Source organism: Chitinophaga sp., from assembly GCF_035564935.1.
In the GTDB taxonomy this organism is placed as follows: domain Bacteria; phylum Bacteroidota; class Bacteroidia; order Chitinophagales; family Chitinophagaceae; genus Chitinophaga.
In genome coordinates this window covers 1-24,867 of sequence record NZ_DATMTE010000682.1, presented here as the reverse complement: position 1 = coordinate 24,867, position 24,867 = coordinate 1, and the positions used below count along the sequence as shown (strand labels likewise).

22 protein-coding genes, 1 tRNA gene and 1 pseudogene are annotated in these 24,867 nt (G+C 48.6%); 11 read left to right on the top strand and 13 right to left on the bottom strand.

The annotated features are described in order from the left end of the window. From VN105_RS17655 to VN105_RS17640, 4 genes and pseudogenes are all read left to right on the top strand, one after another. Positions 1-320: pseudogene (locus VN105_RS17655) on the top strand (GDSL family lipase); the annotation flags it as partial. Positions 321-382: 62 nt separating this feature from the next. After that, positions 383-841: a YhcH/YjgK/YiaL family protein gene (locus tag VN105_RS17650; RefSeq protein ID WP_325642848.1), complete on the top strand. Its 459-nt coding sequence runs from the start codon at positions 383-385 to the stop codon at positions 839-841. 66 nt (positions 842-907) lie between these two features. Beyond that, a complete protein-coding gene (locus tag VN105_RS17645) occupies positions 908-1,993 on the top strand; it encodes a Gfo/Idh/MocA family oxidoreductase (RefSeq protein WP_325642847.1) in 1,086 nt (361 codons plus the stop codon). Between the two features lie 382 nt (positions 1,994-2,375). Beyond that, positions 2,376-2,864 carry a hypothetical protein gene (locus VN105_RS17640; protein WP_325642846.1) on the top strand — a complete coding sequence of 163 codons (489 nt, stop codon included), beginning with the start codon at positions 2,376-2,378 and terminating at the stop codon, positions 2,862-2,864. On the opposite strand, the gene VN105_RS17635 is transcribed toward VN105_RS17640, so the two are convergent. After that, positions 2,832-3,242: an AraC family transcriptional regulator gene (locus tag VN105_RS17635; RefSeq protein ID WP_325642845.1), complete on the bottom strand. Its 411-nt coding sequence runs from the start codon at positions 3,240-3,242 to the stop codon at positions 2,832-2,834. The genes VN105_RS17640 and VN105_RS17635 overlap by 33 nt on opposite strands. A 123-nt stretch (positions 3,243-3,365) precedes the next feature. On the opposite strand from VN105_RS17635, the gene VN105_RS17630 reads away from it, so the two are divergent. Beyond that, positions 3,366-4,232 (top strand): DUF4349 domain-containing protein, encoded by an 867-nt coding sequence (locus VN105_RS17630; RefSeq protein WP_325642844.1) that lies wholly within the window; start codon positions 3,366-3,368, stop codon positions 4,230-4,232. Here the strand turns inward: VN105_RS17630 and VN105_RS17625 are convergent. The 4 genes from VN105_RS17625 to VN105_RS17610 all read right to left on the bottom strand — a co-directional run bounded on the left by VN105_RS17625 (position 4,229) and on the right by VN105_RS17610 (position 7,069). Continuing rightward, positions 4,229-4,930, bottom strand: coding sequence for an alpha/beta hydrolase (locus VN105_RS17625; protein ID WP_325642843.1), 702 nt, complete (start codon positions 4,928-4,930; stop codon positions 4,229-4,231). The two genes, VN105_RS17630 and VN105_RS17625, sit on opposite strands and share 4 nt — an antisense overlap. 49 nt (positions 4,931-4,979) lie before the next feature. Beyond that, the gene (locus VN105_RS17620) at positions 4,980-5,588 is read right to left on the bottom strand and encodes a Crp/Fnr family transcriptional regulator (protein WP_325642842.1); all 609 of its coding nucleotides are present in this window, start codon (positions 5,586-5,588) and stop codon (positions 4,980-4,982) included. A 108-nt stretch (positions 5,589-5,696) separates the two neighbouring features. Next, positions 5,697-6,158 carry a PA2169 family four-helix-bundle protein gene (locus tag VN105_RS17615; RefSeq protein ID WP_325642841.1) on the bottom strand — a complete coding sequence of 154 codons (462 nt, stop codon included), beginning with the start codon at positions 6,156-6,158 and terminating at the stop codon, positions 5,697-5,699. 110 nt (positions 6,159-6,268) lie between these two features. Next, positions 6,269-7,069 (bottom strand): MBL fold metallo-hydrolase, encoded by an 801-nt coding sequence (locus tag VN105_RS17610; protein ID WP_325642840.1) that lies wholly within the window; start codon positions 7,067-7,069, stop codon positions 6,269-6,271. A 111-nt stretch (positions 7,070-7,180) separates the two neighbouring features. Between VN105_RS17610 and lgt the strand changes: the two genes are divergently transcribed. The 5 genes from lgt to xseB all read left to right on the top strand — a co-directional run bounded on the left by lgt (position 7,181) and on the right by xseB (position 11,689). Next, entirely contained in the window at positions 7,181-7,993 is an 813-nt protein-coding gene (gene lgt / locus VN105_RS17605; RefSeq protein ID WP_325642839.1) for a prolipoprotein diacylglyceryl transferase, read from the top strand. Continuing rightward, positions 7,980-8,921: a GTP-binding protein gene (locus tag VN105_RS17600; RefSeq protein WP_325642838.1), complete on the top strand. Its 942-nt coding sequence runs from the start codon at positions 7,980-7,982 to the stop codon at positions 8,919-8,921. The genes lgt and VN105_RS17600 overlap by 14 nt, the downstream gene beginning before the upstream one ends. A 47-nt stretch (positions 8,922-8,968) precedes the next feature. Next, positions 8,969-9,835, top strand: a complete 867-nt coding sequence (locus VN105_RS17595) for a DUF4846 domain-containing protein (RefSeq protein WP_325642837.1) — start codon at positions 8,969-8,971, stop codon at positions 9,833-9,835. Positions 9,836-10,056: 221 nt separating this feature from the next. After that, on the top strand, positions 10,057-11,496 hold the full coding sequence (xseA, locus tag VN105_RS17590; protein WP_325642836.1) for an exodeoxyribonuclease VII large subunit: 1,440 nt from the start codon (positions 10,057-10,059) through the stop codon (positions 11,494-11,496). Then, positions 11,474-11,689: an exodeoxyribonuclease VII small subunit gene (xseB, locus tag VN105_RS17585; RefSeq protein ID WP_325642835.1), complete on the top strand. Its 216-nt coding sequence runs from the start codon at positions 11,474-11,476 to the stop codon at positions 11,687-11,689. Before xseA ends, xseB begins: the two co-directional genes overlap by 23 nt. 14 nt (positions 11,690-11,703) lie before the next feature. Here xseB and VN105_RS17580 read toward each other — a convergent pair whose 3' ends face one another. The 3 genes from VN105_RS17580 to VN105_RS17570 form a co-directional block, all read right to left on the bottom strand. Further along, the gene (locus VN105_RS17580) at positions 11,704-12,858 is read right to left on the bottom strand and encodes a BamA/TamA family outer membrane protein (RefSeq protein WP_325642834.1); all 1,155 of its coding nucleotides are present in this window, start codon (positions 12,856-12,858) and stop codon (positions 11,704-11,706) included. Positions 12,859-13,061: 203 nt separating this feature from the next. Further along, positions 13,062-15,293 (bottom strand): hypothetical protein, encoded by a 2,232-nt coding sequence (locus VN105_RS17575; RefSeq protein WP_325642833.1) that lies wholly within the window; start codon positions 15,291-15,293, stop codon positions 13,062-13,064. An 80-nt stretch (positions 15,294-15,373) separates the two neighbouring features. Next, positions 15,374-15,493: transfer RNA gene (locus VN105_RS17570), tRNA-OTHER, on the bottom strand. Positions 15,494-15,736: 243 nt separating this feature from the next. Here VN105_RS17570 and VN105_RS17565 point away from each other — a divergent pair. Then, a complete protein-coding gene (locus tag VN105_RS17565; RefSeq protein ID WP_325642832.1) occupies positions 15,737-16,747 on the top strand; it encodes a WYL domain-containing protein in 1,011 nt (336 codons plus the stop codon). 58 nt (positions 16,748-16,805) lie between these two features. On the opposite strand, the gene VN105_RS17560 is transcribed toward VN105_RS17565, so the two are convergent. From VN105_RS17560 to VN105_RS17540, 5 genes are all read right to left on the bottom strand, one after another. After that, positions 16,806-18,245 carry a c-type cytochrome domain-containing protein gene (locus VN105_RS17560; protein WP_325642831.1) on the bottom strand — a complete coding sequence of 480 codons (1,440 nt, stop codon included), beginning with the start codon at positions 18,243-18,245 and terminating at the stop codon, positions 16,806-16,808. Beyond that, positions 18,242-19,174, bottom strand: coding sequence for a sugar phosphate isomerase/epimerase family protein (locus VN105_RS17555; protein WP_325642830.1), 933 nt, complete (start codon positions 19,172-19,174; stop codon positions 18,242-18,244). The genes VN105_RS17560 and VN105_RS17555 overlap by 4 nt, the downstream gene beginning before the upstream one ends. A gap of 7 nt (positions 19,175-19,181) precedes the next feature. Beyond that, entirely contained in the window at positions 19,182-20,669 is a 1,488-nt protein-coding gene (locus VN105_RS17550) for a DUF1501 domain-containing protein (protein WP_325642829.1), read from the bottom strand. 6 nt (positions 20,670-20,675) lie between these two features. Further along, positions 20,676-23,402 carry a DUF1553 domain-containing protein gene (locus VN105_RS17545; RefSeq protein ID WP_325642828.1) on the bottom strand — a complete coding sequence of 909 codons (2,727 nt, stop codon included), beginning with the start codon at positions 23,400-23,402 and terminating at the stop codon, positions 20,676-20,678. 87 nt (positions 23,403-23,489) lie between these two features. Continuing rightward, a complete protein-coding gene (locus VN105_RS17540) occupies positions 23,490-24,371 on the bottom strand; it encodes an AraC family transcriptional regulator (protein WP_325642827.1) in 882 nt (293 codons plus the stop codon). Positions 24,372-24,867 lie beyond the last annotated feature (496 nt).

Genomic DNA, 24,867 nt, shown 5'->3' with positions numbered 1-24,867 from the left:
TGCAAAGGTTTAAAATACTGTATACTACCATCAGGAGTAAGCTACCGGAAATACCGATCGTATATATTTCCATGAAGCCAAGTCCTTCCAGGGAAAAGTTCTTCGAAAAAGCGAAGCAGTCGAATGCACTCATCAAGGATTATATCTCCAAAGAAAAAAATATACGATACGTTGATATCTTCTCCCTGATGCTTGATAAAGCAGGAAAACCACGCCGGGAGCTATTTGTACAGGATATGCTGCATATGAATAAAGATGGATACGCCATCTGGGAAAAAGCGGTTCAGCCGCTTTTATTAAAGAAACAGGCAGAAAAGTAAAACGGGACCGGGTATATGAAAAAAAAGTATCTTGCTACCTGATTAATACCTTTATATAACACATGATACTGGATACACTGCAGAACGCCCATCTTTACTATCGCCTTGGCGTTAAATTTATCAAGGCTTTTGAATACCTGGCACAAACGGACCTGGTGAGTCTCGGGAAGGGGAAGTATGAAATTGACGGAACTAATATTTTCGCCATCGTTAACGAATACGATACCGTAGATGCCTCCACCGAACAAATGGAAGCGCATAAAAAGTACATCGATATCCAGTACATGGTGTCCGGTTCGGAACTGATAGGCCATGATTTCCTGGGTGAGCAGGCGCCTTCCAAAGCATACGATGAAACAGCCGATTACCAGTTGTTTGCAGAGCATCCGGTGTTCTTTTCCCGGTTGGAAAAAGGCATGTTTGCCATTTTCTTTCCTACGGACCTGCATATGCCTAATATCAGGGTGAGTACGCCTATGCCGGTAAAAAAAGTAGTGATTAAAATAGCGGTGAACCTGTAGTATCTCCCGGAATTTACCGTCCATCATTTCGTTATTAAAAACAACACATATTTCCTAGTTTTGGGGATGCGTTCTGTTTTTTTTACTTTCCTGCTGATGCTCATTTTTGGTAGCATCATAGCCCAGCCACTGCGTGTAGCCGTTGCCGGTGTATCGCACGGGCATGCGGCTTTTATTCTTGGTCGCCCTGATAAAGGTGACATACAGATTGTGGGCATCTATGAGCCGGATACTGCCGTAGCCAGGCTGAGAGCCCGGCAATACCATCTCCCGGAGCGTCTTTTTTATACCGATCTCGGGAAGATGCTGGATGCAGTAAAACCCACTGCAGTACTGGCATTTGGCTCCATTAAAGCCCACCGCGAAGTGGTAGAGGCCGCAGCGCCCCGGCATATTCATATTATGGTGGAAAAGCCGTTGGCAACAACGGTGGCCGATGCTGAATATATGGAGTCGCTGGCGCGGAAAAATAAGGTACAATTGCTTACAGATTATGAAACCAGCTGGTATCCTTCCGTGGCTAAAACCTTCCAGCTCCTGGAAGACAGCAGCTACGCGGGGAAAATAAGAAAGGTGACGGTAAATGATGGTCACCAGGGGCCAAAAGAAATTGGCTGCGGCCCGGAATTTCTGAACTGGCTCACCGACCCGGTACTGAACGGCGGCGGCGCGCTGATGGATTTTGGTTGCTATGGCGCCAATCTTATGACGGCACTTATGAAAAATCGTTTGCCCGTTTCCGTTACAGCAGTGGCCCGTCATTTTAAGCCGCAGGTTTATCCTAAAGTGGAAGATGACGCTACCATCCTGGTTGATTACGGCGATGTGCAATGCACCATACAGGCCTCCTGGAACTGGAGCTTCAGCCGCAAGGATATGGAAATATACGGCGATAAAGGCTATCTCATTGCCGCAGATAAAAATACCCTGGTTCAACGTAATAATGAACGGACGCCCGCTGTAACGCGCCGTATAACGGCAACGGATATACCGGTATATGAAGACCCGTTCCGGTACCTGATAGATGTGCTGAATGGTAAAGTGAATATGCCCGCATACGGGTTATATGCACCGGCCAATAACGTAATTGTAGTGAAGATCCTGGCAGCGGCACGTGAATCAGTTCGTACCGGCAAAGCCGTTAAATTCTGATAAAATAAAAACTGTTTTAGTAAGATGAAAGGTGTATCCAATCAGGTACACCTTTTTTGTTTCACTTATCCCCGCCATACCCTGCCTGGAAATAGGTATTGCGCATTATCCGCATCGTAAGAAAAAAAAAGCAGTAACGCCGCAACCGGCAGGCGTGTAAAAAGAACCGCTTGTCTTTCTCCCGGGATGAAACAACCGGGAGAAAGACAATAACCGCTTTTGTGCTTAAATAATATTTCCCTGCTATATGCAACCACATGCCTTTCAATTGCCTTGAATTTTTTATATCCCTGCGATCTTTTTAGGCAGAAGAAATCGTAACTTAACTATATAGTTAAAACAGGATAGGCGTGAACGTTATTTCTGATGAAAAACTGATACTATGAGATTTAACTGTTTCTATATCATTTTCCTCAACATAGGCATCCTTTATTCCGGTATCAGCTCCAAAGCCCAGCAGGCCCCTTCTTTCAGCGATACATATCAGCTACTAAGCCGGTTTATGGATTCTGCGCTTGTTCCCATGAAGAGCGGCAGTACCAGTCTTGCTTTCTCCGTAAAAGCAGAAATAGATCACGGCGCTATTACCAAACTGGATTGCTCAACCAATGTGGCAGGTAACCTGAAACCGCGCATCTTCAGGTTGCAGGAACTGGATATCAAATGGAATAAATTTACTGGTAAAAGCGGGAAGTATAATGTGATCATCCCGGTGTATTTTATTGTGGAACACAATACAGGTAAAATACAACTCAACTCAAAAACGGAGTTTACCAATGGATTTTATTTTGACGACGGCGACCTGTTCGATAACAAACCCCTGAATAATTATTATTTCTTAAAGCCCATTTACCTGCAGCGTTACCTCTGAGGATGCTGCATGCTGCAACCTGTATTGGGAAGGAGTAACCCCTTCAAAGCGTTTGAAAAACTTAGTGAAATTGGAATTGTCGAATGTTAGTTTCGCAGCAATATTTGTAATGGTAAGTGTTTGATCCAGCAGCATCTTCCTGGCTTCTTCCATTAATCTCATCTCAAAAAAATAACAGGGTGCATGGCCGGTGTGCAGCTTAATAGTATTGCTCAGGTGTACCGGGTGAATATACAACTGCCGCGCAAAGTCCTGGATATGATACATCTGGTCGATACGGCCATCCATCACCTGGTCTATATGTTCATTCACTGCGGCGATAAAATCCGCGGTGATCTCTGCTTTCCTGGTCTGGTATTTTTTCGGAAGAACGGGCATGTTGTTTTATATCTTACCTAAAGATACTAAATGATGTTATCATGTAACTAATGAAAGCGACTTTAACATTTCCTAAAGGTTACCTTTTCCAGGCTGCGTGTATAAAGGTTTAAATTTCCTGTTATGCGTTTTTCACTCTATTACCTGGGTATCCCCCTGCTGGCGCTGTGTGCCTGCCAGGGAAATATGAACAAAGAAATGAGGGACTATGCAGCTACTGCGGACTCCACCTCTTTCTCCAACGACATCACCGATCTTCAATCCGCTTCCCGCAAAAGAGTAAAATCGGCCGACGTGCGATGCCGCGTCAGTAATGTATTTGCAGCTACTTCCCGCATGGAGCAACTCGTTACACGCCTGGGTGGTATTGTAGTGGAAAGTAATTTACAGAATGAAGGCGTACAGCATTTTAATGTGCCTTATTCAGCGGATTCTGTAAAGGATGTACAGCTTTACACGCCCGTTGCTAACCTCACCTTGAAAGTACCGGTAGCGCATCTTGATTCCGTGGTGTATGAGCTTACTGCTACCGCAAAATTTATTGATCACCGCGTGGTAAAAGACCAGGACATGACCCTGAAATACCTGGCGAACGCGCTGAAGAATGAACGCCAGGAACAGCAGGAAACACAGATGAGTAAAGTAACGCCTGCAAAGAAAGGCACTACCCTCGATGTGGTGGAATACAAAGACCAGAAAAGCGATGCCGCTATAGACCGGCAGATGAATAACCTCGCCATACTGGACGACGTGACTTATTCCACTTTCACGGTACAATTGTTCCAGCCGCAGGTAACTGATGAGCAGGTGATTGTTAACCCCGAAAGGCTCACCCGCGCAGGTTTTGGCACAGAGCTGCTGGTAGCGCTGCGCGGCGGTACAGAAATTTTCCGCAACATCCTGCTGTTCTTTATCCAGCTGTGGCCCTTTGTACTGGCGGGTATCCTGGCGTGGATAGGTTACCGGAAATTATTACTACGTAAGCATTAAGCTTCGCTGAGAAACGTTTCCAGTAATTGATTAAACTCTGCCGGACGCTCCATCATAGGCGCATGGCCGCATTTATCTATCATCATCAATGTTGCATGGGGCAAGTGATGCATGAATTGCCTGGCTACATCCGGCGGAGTAATTTTGTCTTCCATGCCCCAGATCAATAATGTTTTTACGGGTATCTCCGGTAGCAAAGCTGCTACGTAATTGCGGTTCGCAGATTTTGCCATCTTCACAATGGCATAGCATTTCCGGGCATCTGTGGTTGTTTGGAATACCTCCGCCACTAAAGCATCTGTGGCTACAACGGGATCATAAAAAGTATAGGCCACCCGTTCCCGTATATATGCATAATTGCCCCGCTTAGGATAACTGCCCATACTGGTATTTTCATAAAGACCGGAACTGCCGGTAAGGATCAACCGGGATACCTGTGAAGGATAGCGGTGAGTATAGAGGATAGCTACATGACCGCCCAGTGAATTACCCACAAGGATTACCTGCCGGAGCCCGGCGTTACGGATATATTGATCAAGGAAATTGGTAAGGTATTCAAGCCGGTCGCCGGAATGTGCCTCATAGATGGGGAGGGAGGGAATATGAATATCATAATGCGGTTGAAAATGTGCCACAACGCCTTCCCAGTTACTAAGTCCGCCAAAAAGCCCGTGCAATAGAATCATGCTTTGCTTCATATCTTTTTTGATACAAAACTATTACGGGAAAAATTGCGCAGCTGTGATCTCAGTCACAAAAGTTGCGGGTTTGATCCAGGAGATATAACCGCGCCCTGCTAAGGGCTTCCCGGCTGGTATACAGGTAGCGCGCAATATTGGTCAGTGATATTTTTTGTATGATGGCAGGACGCCTTTCCAGCAGGAACCGGTAGCGTTGCAGCGGCGTTTTCAGAGAAAGAATATACTGGTGTTCCGATTGTTGTTCCAGCAGTTCCTGGTACAGCTGCAGGTTTACATGCAGCAGGTTCATATGCAGGTCGTACAGGGGTTGCAGTTTTTTGATATTTATTCTCAGCACCACTGCATCTTCCACCGCAACAATGCTGATAGCGGAAGGGGCTTTCCTGTTATAGCTTTCACAGTTAGCAAGGAAATCATCGGCGAAGCCGAACTTCACTATTTTTTCATTTCCTTCTTCATCAAGTATAGAAAATTTAAACATACCGGAGATCACAAAAGCGGAATACCGGGCAACTTTGCCATACCGGAGGAAGGTGTCTCCCTTTTTTATGTGTTTTACGGTGGCAATACTATCCAGTAGCTGCCATTCTGCCTGGGTTACAACCGGGTATTTTTTCATGAGGCGATCATACCAGGCGGGCAATGCGTGATCCATGTCGGCAATTGTTTGCCTGCAAGATAGTTATTCGTATTTATTTTATGTACCAAATAAAAATGCAGCAGGAACGTTCCTGCTGCATTCGATGATGATATACTATCTGCTTTACTTAGCCTGGTCCCGCAATGCCTTTATCTTATCGTGGGAGCGTTTCAGTTCGGTTTTTTGTTGTGTCAGTAATTCCCTGATGTAAGCCGGCAGGGCCTCATGTTCTATCGCATCTTTGTAAGCCCTTTGTGCGGCGTCTTCGCCTGCTTCGCAATTGGAGAGTATCGTTTTGCGGTCATGGCCCGTAAAAACGGCTTTTACATCCATCCAGGCGCGGTACACTTTACCGCTGGTGGTAGTACCGGGTTCCATTGTGCCGCCGTTGGCCTGCACTTCATTACCGAGGACATTTCTAAGCTGGTGACTTTCTGCGATCATATCGGTAAAAAGCGGCCTCAGATCGGTGTTATCTTCCTGTAATTCCTTTAATGCTTTTTCATAACCTGTAATACGGTCGTTGTTGATCGCTATCAGGTCATTCAATACCTCATTAGTGGCACTTGCTGTTATATTTTCCATGGTAAATTTTTTTAGATGTACCATGTACCGGCCATAAAACATGCCAGTAACCTAATTGCATCATTGACAGGGAAATGGTGGTATAAAGCGGCTAACAGGTGTAGAAGCGGTTAATCATTCTGTGGCAGAACTTCGCAGGTATGCTGAACGGAGATGTGGTAAACGGCTGTTTCTGCAAAGCGGGAGGCCACCACGATGTGCGTACCGTTAGCGTGCTGGTCAAAAAGTTCCTGCACCAGTGTGGGACTGTTGTTATCGCGCGAGAGGTGCGCCAGCAGGAGATGGGTCATAAACGGTGGCCGGTGGGTAGTAAATATTTCCAGCGCCTGTTTATTGGACAAATGTCCTTTCCCGCCGCGGATGCGTTTTTTCAGGTAATAAGGGTACCGGCCTTTATCGAGCATTTCCTCATCGTAGTTGGCCTCCAGGAAAGCCGCATGGCATTGCTGGAAGTGACGGATCACATGTTCGCAGGGCGCGCCGATATCTGTAAACACTCCAATGGTGACCGCATTACCGGCCACAATAAAACTGTGTGGTTCAGAGGCATCATGATGTTTGGGGAAGGCGGTTACAGACAGGGTGCCAATCTGTACCGGTTCATAGGGGTTAAATGACATTACCAGTTGTTGCTCCAGCGTGAGGCCACCATGTACCATAGTGGTGTTGGTAATATACACCGGCAACCGGTATTTTTTCGCCAGCACGGGAACGCCCCTGATATGGTCAATATGTTCGTGTGAAATAAATATCGCTTTTACTTTATTCATGGAAAGTCCCAGGCGGGCCATCCGCTTCTCCGTTTCCCTGCAGGAGATGCCCGCATCTACCAGCACAGCTTCCCTGTCGTTGCCTATGTAATAACAATTCCCGTTACTTCCCGAATTTAATGATGTAATAAATAGCGACATGTGGCAAAGGTAAAATTTCAGGTTGAGATTTGTAGTGGCTGGTATTTGTAAATGCAACTATGTTGCAGATTGTTTTTTTTATTATGTTTGTATGGTTTAAGAAACCTGCTTGTGATACTCTTTTTACATTGGGGCATTTCCCCGGAAATTTTCCGCATTGGCGGTTTTGCGCTGCGGTACTATAGTTTGGGCTTTATGCTGGCTTTTGCGGCCTCGTATATGGTGTTGTTACATGTATTCCGGCAGGAAGGGCGGCCCCGGGAAATGCTGGACCGCCTGCTGGTATACATCATAGCCGGCACCCTGGCAGGTGCGCGTCTGGGGCATTGTTTGTTTTACGACTGGGCTTATTATAAAGTGCATTTTTGGGAGATGATCCTGCCATTTACCTTTTCCGGTGGTCAGATCACTTTCACGGGGTACCAGGGACTGGCCAGTCACGGCGGCGCTATAGGCATTGTGCTCGCCGCCGCACTTTTCAGTTACCGCTACCGTGTGCCGCTCATGTGGTTGCTGGATCGCCTGGCGCTGGTAGTACCGCTGGCGGGTGCATTGATCCGCACCGGTAATTTCTTTAATGCTGAAATCATTGGCAAGCCAGCCAGCCTGCCATGGGCTGTGGTATTTACGAGGGTAGATGCACTGCCCCGCCACCCGGCGCAGCTGTATGAGGCGTTGTGCTATGTTATCATATTTGTATTGCTGTGGCGGCTGTACCGGGAACATCCGGCGCCCGGCCAATTATTTGGCTGGCTGCTGACCGCCGTGTTCAGCGCCCGGTTCCTGATTGAATTTGTGAAGGAAAACCAGGTGGCTTTTGAAAACGGGCGCCTGCTGAATATGGGACAGTTGCTTAGTATTCCAATGATTATACTGGGTATTTATTTTTTAAATTTTTATAAGAGAAAGTATGGAAAGAGATGAACGGGTAAAAGTGTATATTTTAACAGGGTTCCTCGGCGCTGGCAAAACCACTGTGCTAAACAGCCTGCTGCAGCAATTTACCGGGCACAATAACATCGTTATTGAAAATGAATTTGGGAAAGTAAATATCGATGCTAGCCTGATCACGGAAAAAATAGACCGGCTGTATGAACTGACCAGCGGCTGTATCTGTTGTTCGCTGGATAATGATCTGCTGGAAGTATTAGGCACTATCCTGCAAAAGGAAGATCGCCCGGAACATGTGTTTATAGAAACCACCGGTATAGCGGATGTGGGCAATATTATCGGCATGTTGCTGATGCCGGAGGTACAGCGGCATTATACATTGGTGAGCACCATTTGCGTGGCAGATGCGGAAAATATCTTTGAAAGATTACAACAGGTACCCGAAGCAGGCAAACAACTTTCCTGCGCCGATGTGATCATCATCAATAAAATTAAGCACCTGGATATACCGCAGCTGATCTATCTTTCCCAACAGCTGGAACAAATGAACCCACTGGCATTTATTACTACCTCTGAGGATGGCGCCGTATCGCTGAAAACATTACAATTCCCTGAAAAGCCAATAACTGCTGCTGTTGCTGTGCCAACCCCGGTGAAGCATCCGCATAAAGTGAATACGGTGCTGTTTGAATCGCCGGAAGCGTTTGACCTGAACATGCTGGTGTTTGTGCTGGACTTTCATTTCAATGCGTATCCCGACCAGTTGTACCGCATCAAAGGATATATCCGTGTGAAAGACAGCCGGGAAAGAATGCTGGTACAATCTACCGGGAAATACCTGCATATACAACCGGCAGGAGAGTGGGGAACTGTCGTACCTGCATCTGCACTGGTATTCATTGGCCGGGAATTAAAAACAGCTACTATCCAGCGGATACTTGCGCCGGCGCTGAAAAAATAATTTTATGGAAAATTCCGGAAAGGGCATCTACCCTGAAATCTGTTGTTATGATAAATGCCCGGAAATTAACTGTACTATTGGCAGCGATCCTTACTTTTGCAGGCAGCTTCGTATATGCATGGCAGTATGATGCAACAGCGATGGCCCCTCCCCGCATAGAACCGCCATTTTCCAATGCAACATATCCATCGGCGGTGGTAGGCGCGCTTCCGCTGCCACCGGGGTTTACACGCCTTCCGCAACCGGCCGGCAGTTTTGGCGCCTGGCTGCGGTCCATCCCATTGAAACGGGATAACAGGGTATATCTTTATAACGGTCATTTAAAAAACAACCAGGAAGCCCAATATGCCGTACTGGATATTTCCACCGGCAGCAAAGATCTCCAGCAATGCGCGGACGCCGTGATCCGTTTGTATGCAGAATACCTGTACAGCAGCAGGCAGTTTAATAAAATTGCTTTTCATGCTACCGACGGTACCTTGATGGACTATACCAGCTGGATGAAAGGATACAGGTTTGTACTGAAACAAAATCGTTTGATAAAAGTACGGAAGGCTGCACCCTGCAGCGGGCAGGACTGCTTCAGCAACTACCTGGAAACTGTTTTTTCCTGGGCAGGTACTTTATCGCTCAGTAAGGAGCTGCTACCGGTAACGGATACACGTAAAATACTGCCGGGGAATGTTTTTATAAAAGGGGGCGCTCCGGGCCATGCGGTGATTGTAATGGATGTGGCGCAAAATGCCGCCGGCGAAAGGATATTCCTGCTGGCACAGAGTTACATGCCTGCACAGGATATTCATGTGTTGAAGAACCCTGCTGGCGCTACGCCCTGGTATAACGCCGGGTTTACAGGAAAGTTGTTAACGCCGGAGTGGGTGTTTGATGCAGGGGAATTGTCGCGGTTTCTGTAAGAAAAGAGGGTTGGTATTTTAGATAAGCCCTCTTTTCGTTTATCCTTCAGTAATTTATCCGGCAGTGCTTTCAGCCTTTTTACCCGCATGGCCATGCCGGCTTCCGACAGGTGGCGCTGGAAAGCCGTATTCGTTCGGCTGCCTGTTTCCATCATTTTTTGTAACCGGCTAAAAGTAGCAAAAAAGGATAATAAACGTTTTACTTATCTTTACTCACTACCATGACCGATCCATCTTTCATAAAGCTATCTGTTCTTACCGGGAAAATCCAGCAGGCACTTCAACAGGTGTTTGCAGAACAAACCTATTGGGTAGTGGCAGATGTTACCAATCACTCTTTTTACCAGCAGAAGGGATATCATTATTTTGACCTGGTGGAAAAAGAGGCGAATGCAGGTGGTATTGTAGCCAAAGTATCGGCGGCGGCGTGGGGAAACGGCGCTATCCGGATAAAACAATTCGAAATTGTTACCGGGCAGCAGTTTAAGAATGATATTCATGTGCTGGTGAAAGTGGCTGTAGGTTACCACCAGGTACACGGGTTGCAGATCACACTGCTGGATATAGATACCAGTTTTACAGTGGGGTTGCTGGAACAGCAGAAACAACAAACGCTGCTGCGGCTCACTACCGAATGCGCGGATTTTATACGGAAGTCCGGCGACCGTTACATTACCCGCAACAACCAGTTGCCGCTGCCGGGAGTGATCCAGCGGCTGGCAGTGATCACTTCCGGCAACTCCGCCGGCTACCAGGATTTCCGGCATACGCTGGAGCATAACCACTTCGGATATACGTTTAAGATCGATAATTACTTCACGGTGGTGCAGGGAGAAACGAAGGCGGAGCTGGTGCAGCAACGGCTGATAGATATTTACCAGTGCCAGGCGCCGTATGATGCCGTTGTGATCATCCGCGGGGGCGGTGCGCAAACCGATTTCCTGATCTTTGATACGTTTATCCTGGGCAGGGCAGTGGCAAAGTTTCCTATTCCTGTGATCACCGGGATAGGGCATCAGAAAAATGAAACTATCACTGATATGATGGCGCATACCGCCACCAAAACACCTACAAAAGCGGCGGAACTGATCATTGCGCATAACCGGTCGTTTGAAGAATCGGTGATCAGTATGCAGCAGCATATTGTGATCCGTTCGCAGCAGCTGTTTTCCGCGCATTTCCAGGCATTGTCATATTTAAACAGCACCATCATTAACCAGTCGAGGACGCTGCTGGCCCATCATAAAGAAGCCCTGCACGCCAGTAACAACGTGGTGCTGCACACGTCAAAGTCCGTGTTGCTGAACCGGCACCGGGAGTTGCTGAGCATGTCCAACGCCGTGTTGTCGAAGCCCCGTATCACCGTTTCCAACCGCCTGAATGACCTCGATAATATGATAGGCCGCTTCCGCTCCTTCAGCCGTTTGTATATTCAAAGCAAAAGGGGGCAGGTAGCGCACTACGATTCACTGTTTAGGCTGATGAGCCCCGCCAGTATTCTGAAACGGGGTTTTGCCATTGTGTACCGGAACGGGCAAATTCTTCCGGATGCATCTACCCTGGGGCCCGGAAGCCATATCAGGGTGGTATTGCAGGATGCATCGCTGGAAGCAACTATTACTGAAAAAAACACTATACATGAGCCAGGAACTGACATATGAAACTGCCTATAATGAGCTGCAGCTGATTGCAGCAGAAATAGAGAATGAAGCTGTTTCTGTAGACCTGCTGGCGGAGAAGGTAAAGCGCGCTGCCGTGCTTATTGAGTTTTGCCAGGAGAAGTTACGCGCTACCGAAACGGAGGTGAATAATATTATTAAGCAGATGGAGGGGAATAAGGGAGGGGAGAAGTAGGGAAGAAGATCTCCCTAAAAAACTTCGTTAATACCAAAGTAAAAACCTGATTGATCCTTGCCCATACCATAATCCAGCCGGATATTGATACGTTTCTTGAACTCCCAGCGGTAGCCGATGCCATAGCTGATGAGCGATTGCCGGAACTCAAGTTCATTAAAGCGGGGGAATACATTGCCACCGCCTATCCAGGCCACTATGCCGCTGCGGTTATAGATCCGCTGCCGTAGCTCCACCTGGGCCGCCAGGTAGTTTTTGTCGCGGAAGCGGCCTTCGTAATAACCCCTCAGGCGATTGGAGCCACCGGCTTCTGCGAGCATGCTCCAGGGAACATTACCACTGCGTTCTTCCGCGTAGAGATCTGTAGCCAGTACCCCGCCTTTCCAGAGTTGTTTGTACCAGTCGAACTGCAGGTCCAGTTGCGAAAATACGGCTTTATTACCCATGAAAGAGGGGAAGAAGCGGTACCCCAGTCGCACATACATGCCTTTGTAGGCATTCGGAATAAAGTCGCGTGTATCGTATACAATAAACGGACCTGCCCCTATGCCGAGCACTTTTCCCGGTGTCATCAGGGGTTTGCCGCCGGCGGTATCAAGTTTTTTGGTTTGTACGTTCTGGATTTGCGTGCAGAGGCCCATGAACAGGTTGCCGTTCAGGTTCACGCTGAAATCGGCCTGTAATTTTTCGGTGAGCTGTACGTACTCGGTGTAGTCATCTTTGTGGCTGCCGGCCTCATAGCCTATGCCCCAGTATTTATTGGGCCTGGAGCTGAAAGATGCCTTGAGGGCCAGGCGGAACCGGTCGTGCGGAAATATAGTGGTATTGCTGATCCCGATGCCATAGAACCCGGTAAGGGCGCCGGAGGCGTATATCGCGGCATTGGAGATGGGCAGGAGGGAATCTTTCCTGTCTGTTTTGTATTGTGCAGCCATCATTACGGCCAGCCCGAAGCTGGTTTCGGGCGTGTAAACAGGGCCCCCGATAAAGCTGAGGTCCAGGTTTTTCTTTTTCTTTTCTACATTGGTGTTCTTGAGATAATACTTAATGTTATCAAAAAATCCTTTGGGCGCTGAAACTGTGACTGTTGAGTCTGCCTTATCTGTTTGCTGGGCATACCCTACAGCAGGTGCAACCAGTAGCAGTAGTAGTAAAATCTTTCTATCCATGTATGACAATGGAATGAATATAACACCATTTTCAGAAAATTGATGAGGGGGGATGCAAAAAGTGTGTTAAATCACAACGCGAACGGCAGCACGGGGGCGTGCTGCTGTTCGCATTCGGCGAACAAGCGGATGTTGTATGACTTAGGATTACGCTGATTATGCTGATTACACTGATCTGATTATATGATGATTTTCAGGAGTGATTAATCGATGAGTAATTGTGTAACGGCGGCGGTATTCAGCGCCCATTGCATGTTGTATACTTCGTCGGCGGTTGCTTCGGTGGCAGGCTGCAGTTGCTGGGCTTCAGCTTTGGCTGCCAGCAGCTGACCGATGGTCAGTTTGCTGTCCAGTTTTTTCAGGATAGCCTGTACATTGCTGGTGCTGAGGTTTTGTATAACCTGGCCGTCGAAGGCCATTTCCAGCCAGATGATTTCCCTGGCTGCCACGTCCAGTACGCCGAATACCAGTCCTTTTGTTAACCCGCCGGTGATGCGTACCATATGATCCACACAGGATGGGTCGTAGGCCACGCCGGTTTTGTGGGATACCGTCATCTTATGTTTGCTGTTCATCCATCCCAGAACCAGGTTCATGGAGATGGCTCCCTGGCTGTAGGCGTTGCAGGTAAATGTAACATACTGTGCGCCGGCCTGGGCCAGTACAGGAATGTTTATTTCAATATATTCCGCGGTACCTACCTGGTCTGGTATGGAACGGATATCCCCGCTATGGATACACCCGGTTGTTTTCAGGTTGGCAAAAGAACAGTGATCCGTACAGTCGTTTTCGTAAGCAATACGGCAGCTCAGGTCCATATCCAGGTGCTGGGCAGGTAAACCTTTACCCCATTGCATGAACAGGATGATCTTATCGCCTTCCACATTGAACCGGGTACCCATTAATGCGCCGGGCAGGTCCTGCACCTGTTCGCTGCGGTCGCCGATAGACAATGGTATTTTGTACAGCTCCGGCGCAATGTAGATGCTTTTGGCAGTGGCAGGCACTGCGGCAAAGCGTTTTTTCATTGCGGAGATGCAAACGCCTGTTACGGCCTGTCGCATTTCGTTTACCTGTTCATCGCTGTAAAGGTTCAGCTGAGGATTAGCCGGGATGCTTTTATTCACGCCGCCCAGAGGTTTTACTGCACGGGTGGCCGACTTATCGAAGTAATACGTTGCGTACATCTGCAAGGTCAGCAACAGCCTGGCCGGTACTTTATCGGTGATGTTGTCAAAGGCAGCGATCACTGCTTCGGGGCCGAACCACAACATATTGGCAAACAGCGAGCGGGCAAACAGGCCAGGGCGTTGTTGCAGCAGCTGCAATGTGTTGGTAGCATCATAGCGTAAACGGTAATGATTCAGCTGTCCCTGCCAAACGGTATAATCCTGGCGGTAGAACAGGTCCAGCAATTCGCGGAGCTTTCTGAAACCTTCGCGTTTGCTGAACTCCGGCAGGCGTAGGGCGCGGATAAAGCGTACCCACATGTTACGTTGCGGATGCATGATTTCGCACATGGCTGTTACGTCCATATCGAGGTTGTTCAGCCACCGGGCCGCCATCAGCCCCTGCCGGCGGTTGTATTTCAGTTTCAGCATCGCTGCTGCGGATGCCGCCTGTACCGAAGGGTAGCTGTCAGGGTGAATCCGCTGCTGGTTTTTTTCTTTCCGTTTGATGATAGTGCCTGGTTTCACCAACTGCAGGAAGCCGGTATGCTTGTACCACAGGTAACGGAGTATATCCGTTGGCGTGGTAAACATTTTCCCCGCTTTTTCTGTTTCCTCTTTTTCGATCAGCACGTCTGTTATTGCCATCAGCGTTTCTTTCATACCCACTTTTACGGCAGGCAGGGGAAAAATACGCATTAATGCTTTCAGAGATTCCACCTGGGTAGCATCCAGGGCTGTTTTGGAAGTCAGTAAATCTTCCATGTATTTCGCCGCCAGCCCGTCGTTCCAACGTTCCAGCACACGGATCTTGCTGCCCTGACCTATGTTTTCCAGCTCACCAAATTGAAACGGCGTACCGCAATAAGGACAGCCGTTATATCTTTCCAACGGGAAAGTATTTGCAGGAATAATATGGCCGCACCGGAGCGTAGTGCCCGGACCTTTGAATTTATTGGTGAAGTAAGTAATAAAGTGATCAATGAACGACTCGTTGGTAGGCACCTGCCAGTTTTTTATCAACGGGGTCCAGTTGGACTTAACCCCCATTACTTCCCCGAATACTTCCAGTATAGTAGCCTGGTAGGCAGGCGAGGTATGGTTCAGCGCATGCAGGAGATCTTCCGTAACGCCGAATCCCAGTTTAGCGAGATTGGTTACCAGCATCCCCGCTGCCGGTGTGATATGCGGCGTGTCTGTGTTCACCACCGTGTCAGGAATGTAAATAGCCTGTTGTCTTAACCCTGTTCTTAATAAAGCGTCCATTGCAATTGTATTTAATAATCAGATAATTTTGTTGCTGTTTTTACCAAAAGAGAAGTAAGCAACAATTGACCTCGATTTCGTAAAGCAGGCCGGATTCGAACCAGCAACTCCGGATTGGAATCAGGAAGTAAGTTTTAATTGACCCTTGAGATAATTTCAAAACTACAGGATCCGGTGTTCAGCCATTGAACTACTGCTTTCCCATCTTCTGCGTTAATTACAAATGTTCTTTTAAATCGAATGAAGTAACATTTATTTGACCGCTTCTGATGAAACAAAGATGCACGTACATCTGCGCAGTATAGCTGCGTATTAAAATATTTTTTCTGAAATTATTTTAATATATTGATTATCATATACTTAAATTTTCATCTTTCAGAAAATAAAAAATACTACGCAGGTATAGTGCGCAGTATTTTCGTTTCTTTGTATAAATAATTAGTATGTCCATCAACAAATTGGCTTTGATCCGGTACAAGGCCATTGATGAATGCCTGCGTAACCGGTACCGTAAGTGGACGCTGGAAGATCTCATAGAGAAAGTAGCGGATGTGTTGTATGATTTTGAAGGTATCAGCAGCGGGGTGAGCAAGCGCACCATCCAGGCGGATATCCAGTTAATGCGCAGTGATAAGCTGGGTTATAATGCGCCTATTATAGTAAAGGACCGCAAGTATTACGCATACAGTGATCCGGCCTACAGCATCACGAACGCTCCCATTAACAATGGGGACCTGGATAAAATGAAAGAAATAGTAGCGGTGCTGAAACAGTTCAACGGCTTCAGTTACTTTGATGATATGAGCGATATGATAGCGCGGCTGGAGAATAACCTGTATAAATCGACCGATGCGCACCTTAACTGTATCCAGTTGGAAAACAATCATCGCCTGATGGGGTTATCGCATATTACCCAGCTTTACCAGGCCATCTTGCATAAGAAGGCCCTGCTGGTTGAATATAAATCCTTTAAAGCCAATAAGGCCCGGGAGTTTATCTGTTATCCCTATCTCCTGAAAGAATACAGGAACCGCTGGTTCCTGATCACACGGAATAAGCATTATCACCAGTTGGCTACCCTGGCGCTCGACCGGATCATCAGCATCCAGGAGCTGCCTAAAGAGCCATTCGTTGCCTGGGAGGGTACGCCCCTGGATGAGTATTACGACAACCTGATAGGCGTTACCAAAACGGAGAAAGACCCGGTACATAAAGTAGTACTGCAGGTTGATCCCAAACATGCGCCTTATGTGCTTACAAAGCCGCTGCACCATTCGCAGGAAATATTAAAGGAAGATGAGAAAGGGACTATAGTGAGTATTGATGTAGTACTGAACTATGAACTGGAGCGGGAGATCCTGGGATTCGGGGAACATATGAAAGTGCTGTCCCCCAGATCCCTGGCAAAGAAAATTGCATTGCGGCTGGCGAATGCAGCGCAGACGTATGAATAACGGTAACGACTGTACGCAATTTCTATTTAACGGCTGATGGCCTTGATGGCCGCTGTCATTACCCGCTTACCTTATGATAAATAATGGTATCAGATGCCAGTTGTTGTAAACGGTAACCGCCTGTATCCAGCTTCAGCTTTGGCAATGCCTGCTGCAGCTGCCTGAGCGCAGCAGCAGTAATACCGGCCTGATATACATACAACTGTTGCAGCTTTTTATTTTGCTGCAGGGATAACAGTCCTTCGGAATTTACCGCCGTTCCGGCGAGATTAAGATATCGGAGTTCCCTGCAGTTGCCCAGCTCTTTTAAACCATTGCCTTTGATAGCAGTATTCCTCAGATCCAGCCTGGTGAGCTTCTTCAGCTGGCCAAGCGCGGCAAATGCGCTGTCGGTGATGGCGGTACCGGAAAGATCCACCCAGATCAATTGCTCCTTCAACGCAGTTAGCAGCTCCATATCCCGGTCGCTGATCCCCGATGCATTAATGGCATCTACGGTGAGGTAGTTACTTCCAGTGCCCACGGGCATCACTTTTACACCTTTTGCTTCCAGTGCAGCCATCTTTTGTGCGCTGGGAGCGCCGGTACTTTCCTCAGGTACAAATTCCTGTTTATCCAGCGGGTTAGCCGGCTGCATTCCTTCCAGCACGGCTAGGATACGCGGTGTTTTTTCCAGTTCTTTCACGGTTTTGCCGGAGGGGGCGCCTTCGGCGATCCACCAGTGCAGCAGTTCCAGTTCCTGGGGCGTTACGGAAGGTTTGCCTTTAGGCGGCATGCGGTGTTCGTCTTCTTCCGGCAGCAACAGGCGTTTGAATAGTTCGCTTTCTTCCGGTAAACTATCTTTCAGCACCGGGCCATGTTCCCCGCCTTTACGGATAAGGGCAATGGATTCCAGCCGCAGGCCGCCCTTCAGTTTTTGTTCATTATGGCAGCCATAACAGCGGTTGGCCAATACGGGCTGCACCAGGTCTTCATACAACCGGGCGTCGCCAATATTCGTATAGGCGGCGGTGTTAGCCACTGCTTTGTTCATGCCTGTGATCCGCTGCAAGGGAGCAGGCATTGCCTGCGTGAGGTAATCATCGCCATGGGTAAGACTACCACCATAATGCCCTGCAGCGCTCAGCAGTAATACCATGAGCAGGGCCGCAGGCAGCTGCAGCCGGGGAAACCGGTGTTTGTATTTTTCCAGCAGGTATAATCCGGTGCTGATAACGGCCACGCCTATACCGAGATACTTATGTGTTTGCAGCAGCTTTTCTTCATAGCCTCCATCCAGTGAAAGGAGGTAGCCGGTGATACAGCTGAGTATGGCCGACAGCGCCGCTGCCAGTAATACCGCAGGCAGTGCGCTTTGCACATGCCGCCATTTTTCCCTGCGGGCCAGCAGGGTGAGTATAAATGCAATAATTAAAATGCCGATAGGCAGGTGTACCAGTAAAGGATGTGAACGTCCGATAAACATACTCCAGCTGCCGCTACTGATCAATAATCTCATGGTTTACTGTAACGTTGTTTTAGCTGGTTCATCATAAATACATTGATATCCCATTGGTCGGCCACCGGTTGCCGCGTGTATGGCAGCGTGGGCAGGTAATCGGCCGGTCCAAATTCGGTGAGGAAGGTAAGCGGTTTGCCGGCAGCCTGGTGGCGTTGCACGATCTGATCCCACCAGCCGAAGTGCGCTTTTACGGCGTTGGCCCATTCCGGCGCGCGGGGATCATTCACCTGCGGCCCTTCCGGGTGCCCAATGCGGGCGTGTATATGACCTGCACGGTCCAGTGCTTTGGTTACAGTGGCCTGCTGGTCCTGCAGCAGGGTTTCATGTACATTGCACCAGTGTGAAATATCGAGGGTAAGCCGCAGGTCCGGTTTTGCATCGATGAATTTACCGGCAATATGCGCGGCAAACAGCATCCGTGAACGATGTGTTTCATGGTACACCGGTATGCCGGATTGTTTGGAGATCCGGTAGGTCATATCTATTAAAGCGCTGTTCTGTTCAAAGGAAAAATAATCTCTTCCGGAGTGGCAGTTGATGTATAACGGTTTGATCTTATGATGGCTGGTAGCCGCTTTCAGCATGGTTTCAAACTGTTGTGCATGTTTCGCATAGTCGCTATCGTAGCCTGCACATAGATACCCTACTTCAAGCCCGTGTTGTTCCAGTGCTGCAAACAGTTCCTGTTGTGCAGCCGTTTCATTGGGCCACCATATTTCGAGGCCGTCGTACCCTGCTTTTTTTGCCTGTGCGCAGAAATCGTTGATGCTGCCGGTATAGCCCCAGTTGGTGGCCAGTACAATAAGGCGGTATCCTTCCTTTGGGTTGACAGGCGTTGCCGCGGCAAATGCCGGCAGGGAAGGGATACATAATGCGGAACCGAGTATGGCTGATTGTTTGATAAAATTTCTCCTGTTGCTGTTCATGTAGGTTTTAGCTTAGTATGGGTGTAATTACTTTTCCGCCTGTATCTGTAAGCCGGAATGGCCGGCCCTGGAACTGGTAGGTGAGCTTTTCGTGGTCAAAGCCCATCTGTTGCAGTATAGTGGCATGAATATCATTGATGGCTACCTTACCTTTTACAGCAGCATAGCCTATTTCATCGGTTTCACCGTAGGAAAATCCTTTTTTGATCCCGGCGCCTGCCATCCACATGGTGAATGCTTCCACGTGGTGATCGCGGCCCAGGAAAGGCATTTCTTTACCGTCCCTGTTTTCCTGCATGGGTGTTCTGCCAAATTCACCACCCCAGATCACCAGGGTTTCATCGAGCAGTCCGCGTTGTTTAAGGTCTTTCAGCAACGCAGTAACAGGACGGTCAATTTCCCGGCATTTGTTACGGAAGCCGTAGTCAATCGCCAGGTTTTCGTCGGTACCGTGGCTATCCCATCCCCAGTCGTACAGCTGTACAAAGCGCACGCCTTTTTCCACCAGTTTGCGTGCCAGCAGGCAATTGTTGGCAAAGGATTCTTTGCCTGGCTGCGTACCGTACATTTCGTGGATATAATCCGGTTCGTTGTTGATGTTCATTACTTCCGGCACAGAGATCTGCATTTTGTAGGCCAGTTCGTACTGGGAGATGCGTGATAATGTTTCCGGGTCGCCGAAGGTGGCGTATTCCTGTTTGTTGATTTCGTTGATAGCGTTGATGGATTCTTTACGGAGGTCGCGGCTCATACCATCCGGATCGGTGAGGTAGAGCACGGGTTCTCCTTTGGTTCTGCACTGTACTCCCTGGTACACGGAGGGGAGGAAACCGCTGCCCCATACGCTTTTACCTGCATCGGGTGTTTTGCCGCCGGAGGTAAGTACTACGAAACCGGGTAGATTCTCATTTTCAGAGCCAAGGCCATAGGTAACCCAGGAGCCGATGCTGGGGCGTCCCAGCCTGGCGCTGCCGGTTTGCATGAGCAGCTGCGCGGGGCCGTGATTGAACTGGTCTGTTTGCACGGCTTTGAGGAAGCTCACCTCATCTGCCATGGTAGTGAAGTGCGGCAGGTGATCGGAGATCCATGCGCGGGATTCGCCGTGTTGCGCGAAAACAGCCTGCGGACCCAGCATTTTTGGAACGCCGCGGATGAAGGCAAATTTTTTCCCTTCCAGCAGCGACTGGGGGCATAGCTGGTTATGTAATTTCTGGAGGGCCGGTTTATAGTCGAACAGTTCCAACTGCGACGGCGCGCCCGCCATGTGCAGGTAGATCACGCTTTTGGCTCTTGCGGGGAACTGTGGCACCCGTGGCGCCATAGGGTTTCCTGCCAGGTCCAGCAGGGTTTTGCTGCTGCTGCCGCAGCTGGCGAGGAAAGAGCTGAACGCGGCAGCTCCCAGGCCTTTCACACAATCCATCAGAAAGTGGCGGCGGGTGAAGTACCGCAGCGTTTGATCATTTGCTTCCTTTATCAGTCGTGCATGCTTAGTCATACCGCATTAGGATTTAGTCAGAAATTCATCCAGGTTCATAATAGCGTTGGCTACCACAGTAAGTGCTGCCAGTTCCGCTTTTTGTGGTGTGTTTTCTTTGTGCTGCAGTAGTTTATCTGCATCGGCAGGCTTCTTCCGGTATTCCGTCAGCGCCTGTGTATACAAGGTTTGCAGCACTTTCAATTTATTATCGGGCAGTGGTTTATACATGGCCGTTTGATAACCCCAACGGATACACGCTGCGGCGTCATTGCCGCCGTTTTTCAGCATATGTTTTGCCAGTGAGGAAGCGGTTTCCACGTATACCGGGTCGTTGAGCGTAACCAGCGCCTGGAGCGGTGTGTTGGTCCGGATACGCCGTTGCAGGCATACTTCGCGGCTGCTGCCGTCGAAGGAGAGCATAGACGGGTACGGACTGGTCCGTTTCTGGTAAACATATACTGCCCGGCGATACTGGTTGCCGTCATCGGCAGTTTTCCAGGTAGCGCCGCTCCACACGGTTTGCCAGATATTATCGGGCTGGTAGGGCATAATGCTGGGGCCATGCAGCTGGCGGTTCAGCAAGCCGCTCACGGTGAGCGCCTGGTCCCTTACTTCTTCGGCTGTGAGCCTGAAATGCGGCCCCCTGGCCAGCAGGCGGTTAGCCGGGTCTTTTTCCTGCAGTTCGGGAGTGCTGGAAGAAGTTTGTTTATAGGCGGCGGACAATACTATTTCACGCAGCAGTGGTTTTATATGCCACTTGTATTTATGCATAAACTGGTAAGCGAGATAATCGAGCAGTTCGGGATGCGACGGGGTGAAGCCCTGTGTACCGAAATCTTCTATGGTTTCCACGATACCGGTACCGAACACCTGTTCCCATAAACGGTTCACCATTACACGGGCGGTGAGCGGGTTTTTAGTATCGGTGAGCCACATGGCAAACCCGAGGCGGTTGCGCGGCGCTTTTGCCGGGAATGGGTTTAGGGAACGCGGTACATCCGGCGTTACTGCTTTGCCTTTTACCATCCAGTTACCCCGTTCAAAAATGTTGGTGGTACGTGCCATTACCGGCGGGTTTTCTATCATTACCGGGATATCATCAGGGTTTTGATTGATGAGTGATAACCAGGTGTTATTGATCTTATCATAACCCGGTTTTCCTTTACCGGGAATATCGTCCAGGTAGGCAAACCATTCCACGTTGCACACAGCGTCGGCAGGACTAAGGGAAGGATTGCGGAAAATAAGGTATACGTCATGCGTGCCGGTTACAGGCGGGAGCGGCATACTGATAGCGAGGCGGCCTTTGGTGGGCGCCAGGTTATGTTTAATGATGGTGCGTCCGTTCAGGCTATCGAGGCGAAATTCCACTGAACCTCCCTGGCTGCCGGTCCAGTAGTTCATGAGCAGTTGTGTTTTGCCTTCCATGTGCTGTTGCGGAAGGCGGCAGCTGCCGTTGTTCCTGATGCCCATATATTTTGTATCCAGCAGGGCGCCGTTGATATAATTATCTGCTACATGCGCATGTACTTTTGGTTCCAGTACTTTCAAAAATTCCTGTACTTCTTTTACCTGTTGGGTGTTACCGTTTTGCGCCACCCAATCGCTCACCTGCCGTACTTCGCCGGTACTAACGCTGTCGTACAAACGAAGTTTCGGATGTTCCATATGGGTATCTTCATCGCGGGTATTATTGAGGAAGGCCATTAGTTTATAATAGTCCTCGAAGCGGAAAGGATCGTAGGGGTGGCTATGGCATTGCACACAGGCAATGGTAACGCCCTGGAATACATCCATGGTGGTGCTTACGCGGTCCATTACGGCGGCGGTGCGGAACTCTTCATCCTGGGTACCGCCTTCGTCGTTGGTCATGGTATTGCGGTTAAACGCCGTGGCAATGAGCTGGTCGCGGGTAGGATCGGGGAGCAGATCGCCTGCCAGTTGCTCAATGGTGAAGGTATCGTATGGCATATCATTATTAAATGCATCGATCACCCAATCGCGGTAGCGCCATATTCTCCGGCTGTCATCCCTTTCATATCCTTTGGTATCGGAGTAGCGGGCAAGGTCCAGCCACATAGCGGCCCAGCGTTCACCATAGTGGGGTGATTGCAGGAGGCTGTCCACTAATTTTTCATATGCTTCAGGATCGTTGCTGGCAGTAAACTGCCTGGCCATTTCAGGGGTAGGTGGCAAACCGGTGAGGTCAAGGCTTACCCGGCGGAGCAGGGTCATTTTATCTGCTTCCGGGGAGGGCTTTAATCCTTCTTCTTTCAGTTTTGCCTGTATGAAGTGGTCTATTTCATTGCCATTGGGAACATCGATATCAGGTACCGGAATATTTTTGGGAGATACATACGCCCAGTGTTCTCCCCATTCTGCGCCCTGTTTCACCCAGCGGGTGAGGATATCTATTTCTGCATGGGTAAGTGGTTCGCCTTTCTGCGGCATCCGTTCTTTAGGATCTTTACAGGTAAGGCGGCGGATAAATTCGCTTTTCTCCGGGTGACCGGGAATAATGGCGGGCTTGCCGGATTTGGTAACGCCCAGGGCTTCTTCCCTGAACAATACACTAAATCCGCCGCTTTGCTTCACCCCACCGTGGCAGCTGATACAATGCTTATTGAGCACGGGTTTTACCTCGGTGCTGAAGTCTACTTTCTTATCGGAGCTGCAGGTGGCAAAAAGCAAACCTGCCCCTGCTGCCAGGGTGAGGCTCACGGTGAGCCTCAACGTGGAAAAATGGTCCATTGTTTTTTCATTGACGTCTGTAAAAATAAGCCGGCAGCATGGAACAGGGGCTAGATGATATGCTGTTTATGATGGATTATCTTACGGTTACGATTTCCTCTCCCTGTATTGATTGGGCGATACACCCATGACCCTGCTAAACATCCGGGAGAAGTAATAAGGATCTTCCATGCCAAGCTGGGCGGCGATTTCCTTGATACGCAATTGTGTGAAAAGCAGGTACTGGCAAGCCTTCTGCACTTTCAGCTGGTTAAAGTATTCGATGGGAGAGAAGCCGGTATTGTTTTTAAAAAGATAAGAGAAATGTGATTGGGAGAGATTTACTGCCTGCGCCATTTGTTGCAGGGTAAGCATCTGGTCGAGGTGATTATTCATATAATCGATGCACTGGTCGATGGCATCGTTCTGGCGGAAAGCCTTTCCCTGCTGGGTAAGGTCGGGGTAAATACAGGAAGAAAGGAACGACCAGAAGTTCATATTGGACCATACCAGGTTTTCTTCCCGGTAGCCTCTTTGCAGCTGCTGGTAGATGCGCTCAAACTGGTGTAACCTGTCGGGGGAGTGGGGAAGATACACTTTGTTACCTTTCCATTCCCTGATAGCGGTTTGCACAATACCGTCTGCACTGCTCCCCTGGAAATGCGCCCAGTAGATAGTCCAGGGATCATTTTCATCCGCACTGTATTCATGTGCACATTTTCTTGGCAGCAGGAAGCAGTCGCCCGCCTGGATGGTATGTACCTCCTTTTTCAGTGTGATGCTGCCTTTGCCTTCCAGGCAATAGATTAAAATATGCTGTTCTGCGCCCTGCGCTCTTTTCCGGTGATGGAACAGCGCTTTGGGGTAATACCCTATATCCGTGATATACAGCGGCATAAGTGCGGGTTCCCTGGCGCATTTCCTGTTCAGGATGTTACGTGGAATAACGATCATCCGCTGGCCCTGAAAGCCTTCTTTCTTCCTGATCATACGTGCAACCGGTTTTCCCCTCAAAGTAAGAAAATCCATGCGAATTTTGCCTGGAGCGGATGTTGTCTGACTCAGGATTTTGATGATTTCGCTGATTACACTGATTAGATTTTGTGGGATTTTAAACTGATTCGGGGAGATAACAGCGGATTTTGTCTGACTCAGGATTTTGATGATTTTGCTGATTACACTGATTTTATTTTTGGAATTTGAAAATAGTTTGAGAGATAGCAACGAATTACCTGGAGCAGATTTTTTCTGACTTAGGATTATAGATAGTTCACTGATACCGTTTAAGATTTTACTGGAATTAATAAATAATTCACGAAGATAAAAGCTCACTATCCAATTTTATCTCCCAAACTATCTTCAAACTCTTAAAATAAAATCAGTGTAATCAGCAAAATCATCAAAATCCTGAGTCAGACAAAATCCGCTGTTATCTCCCCGAATCAGTTTAAAATCCCACAAAATCTAATCAGTGTAATCAGCGAAA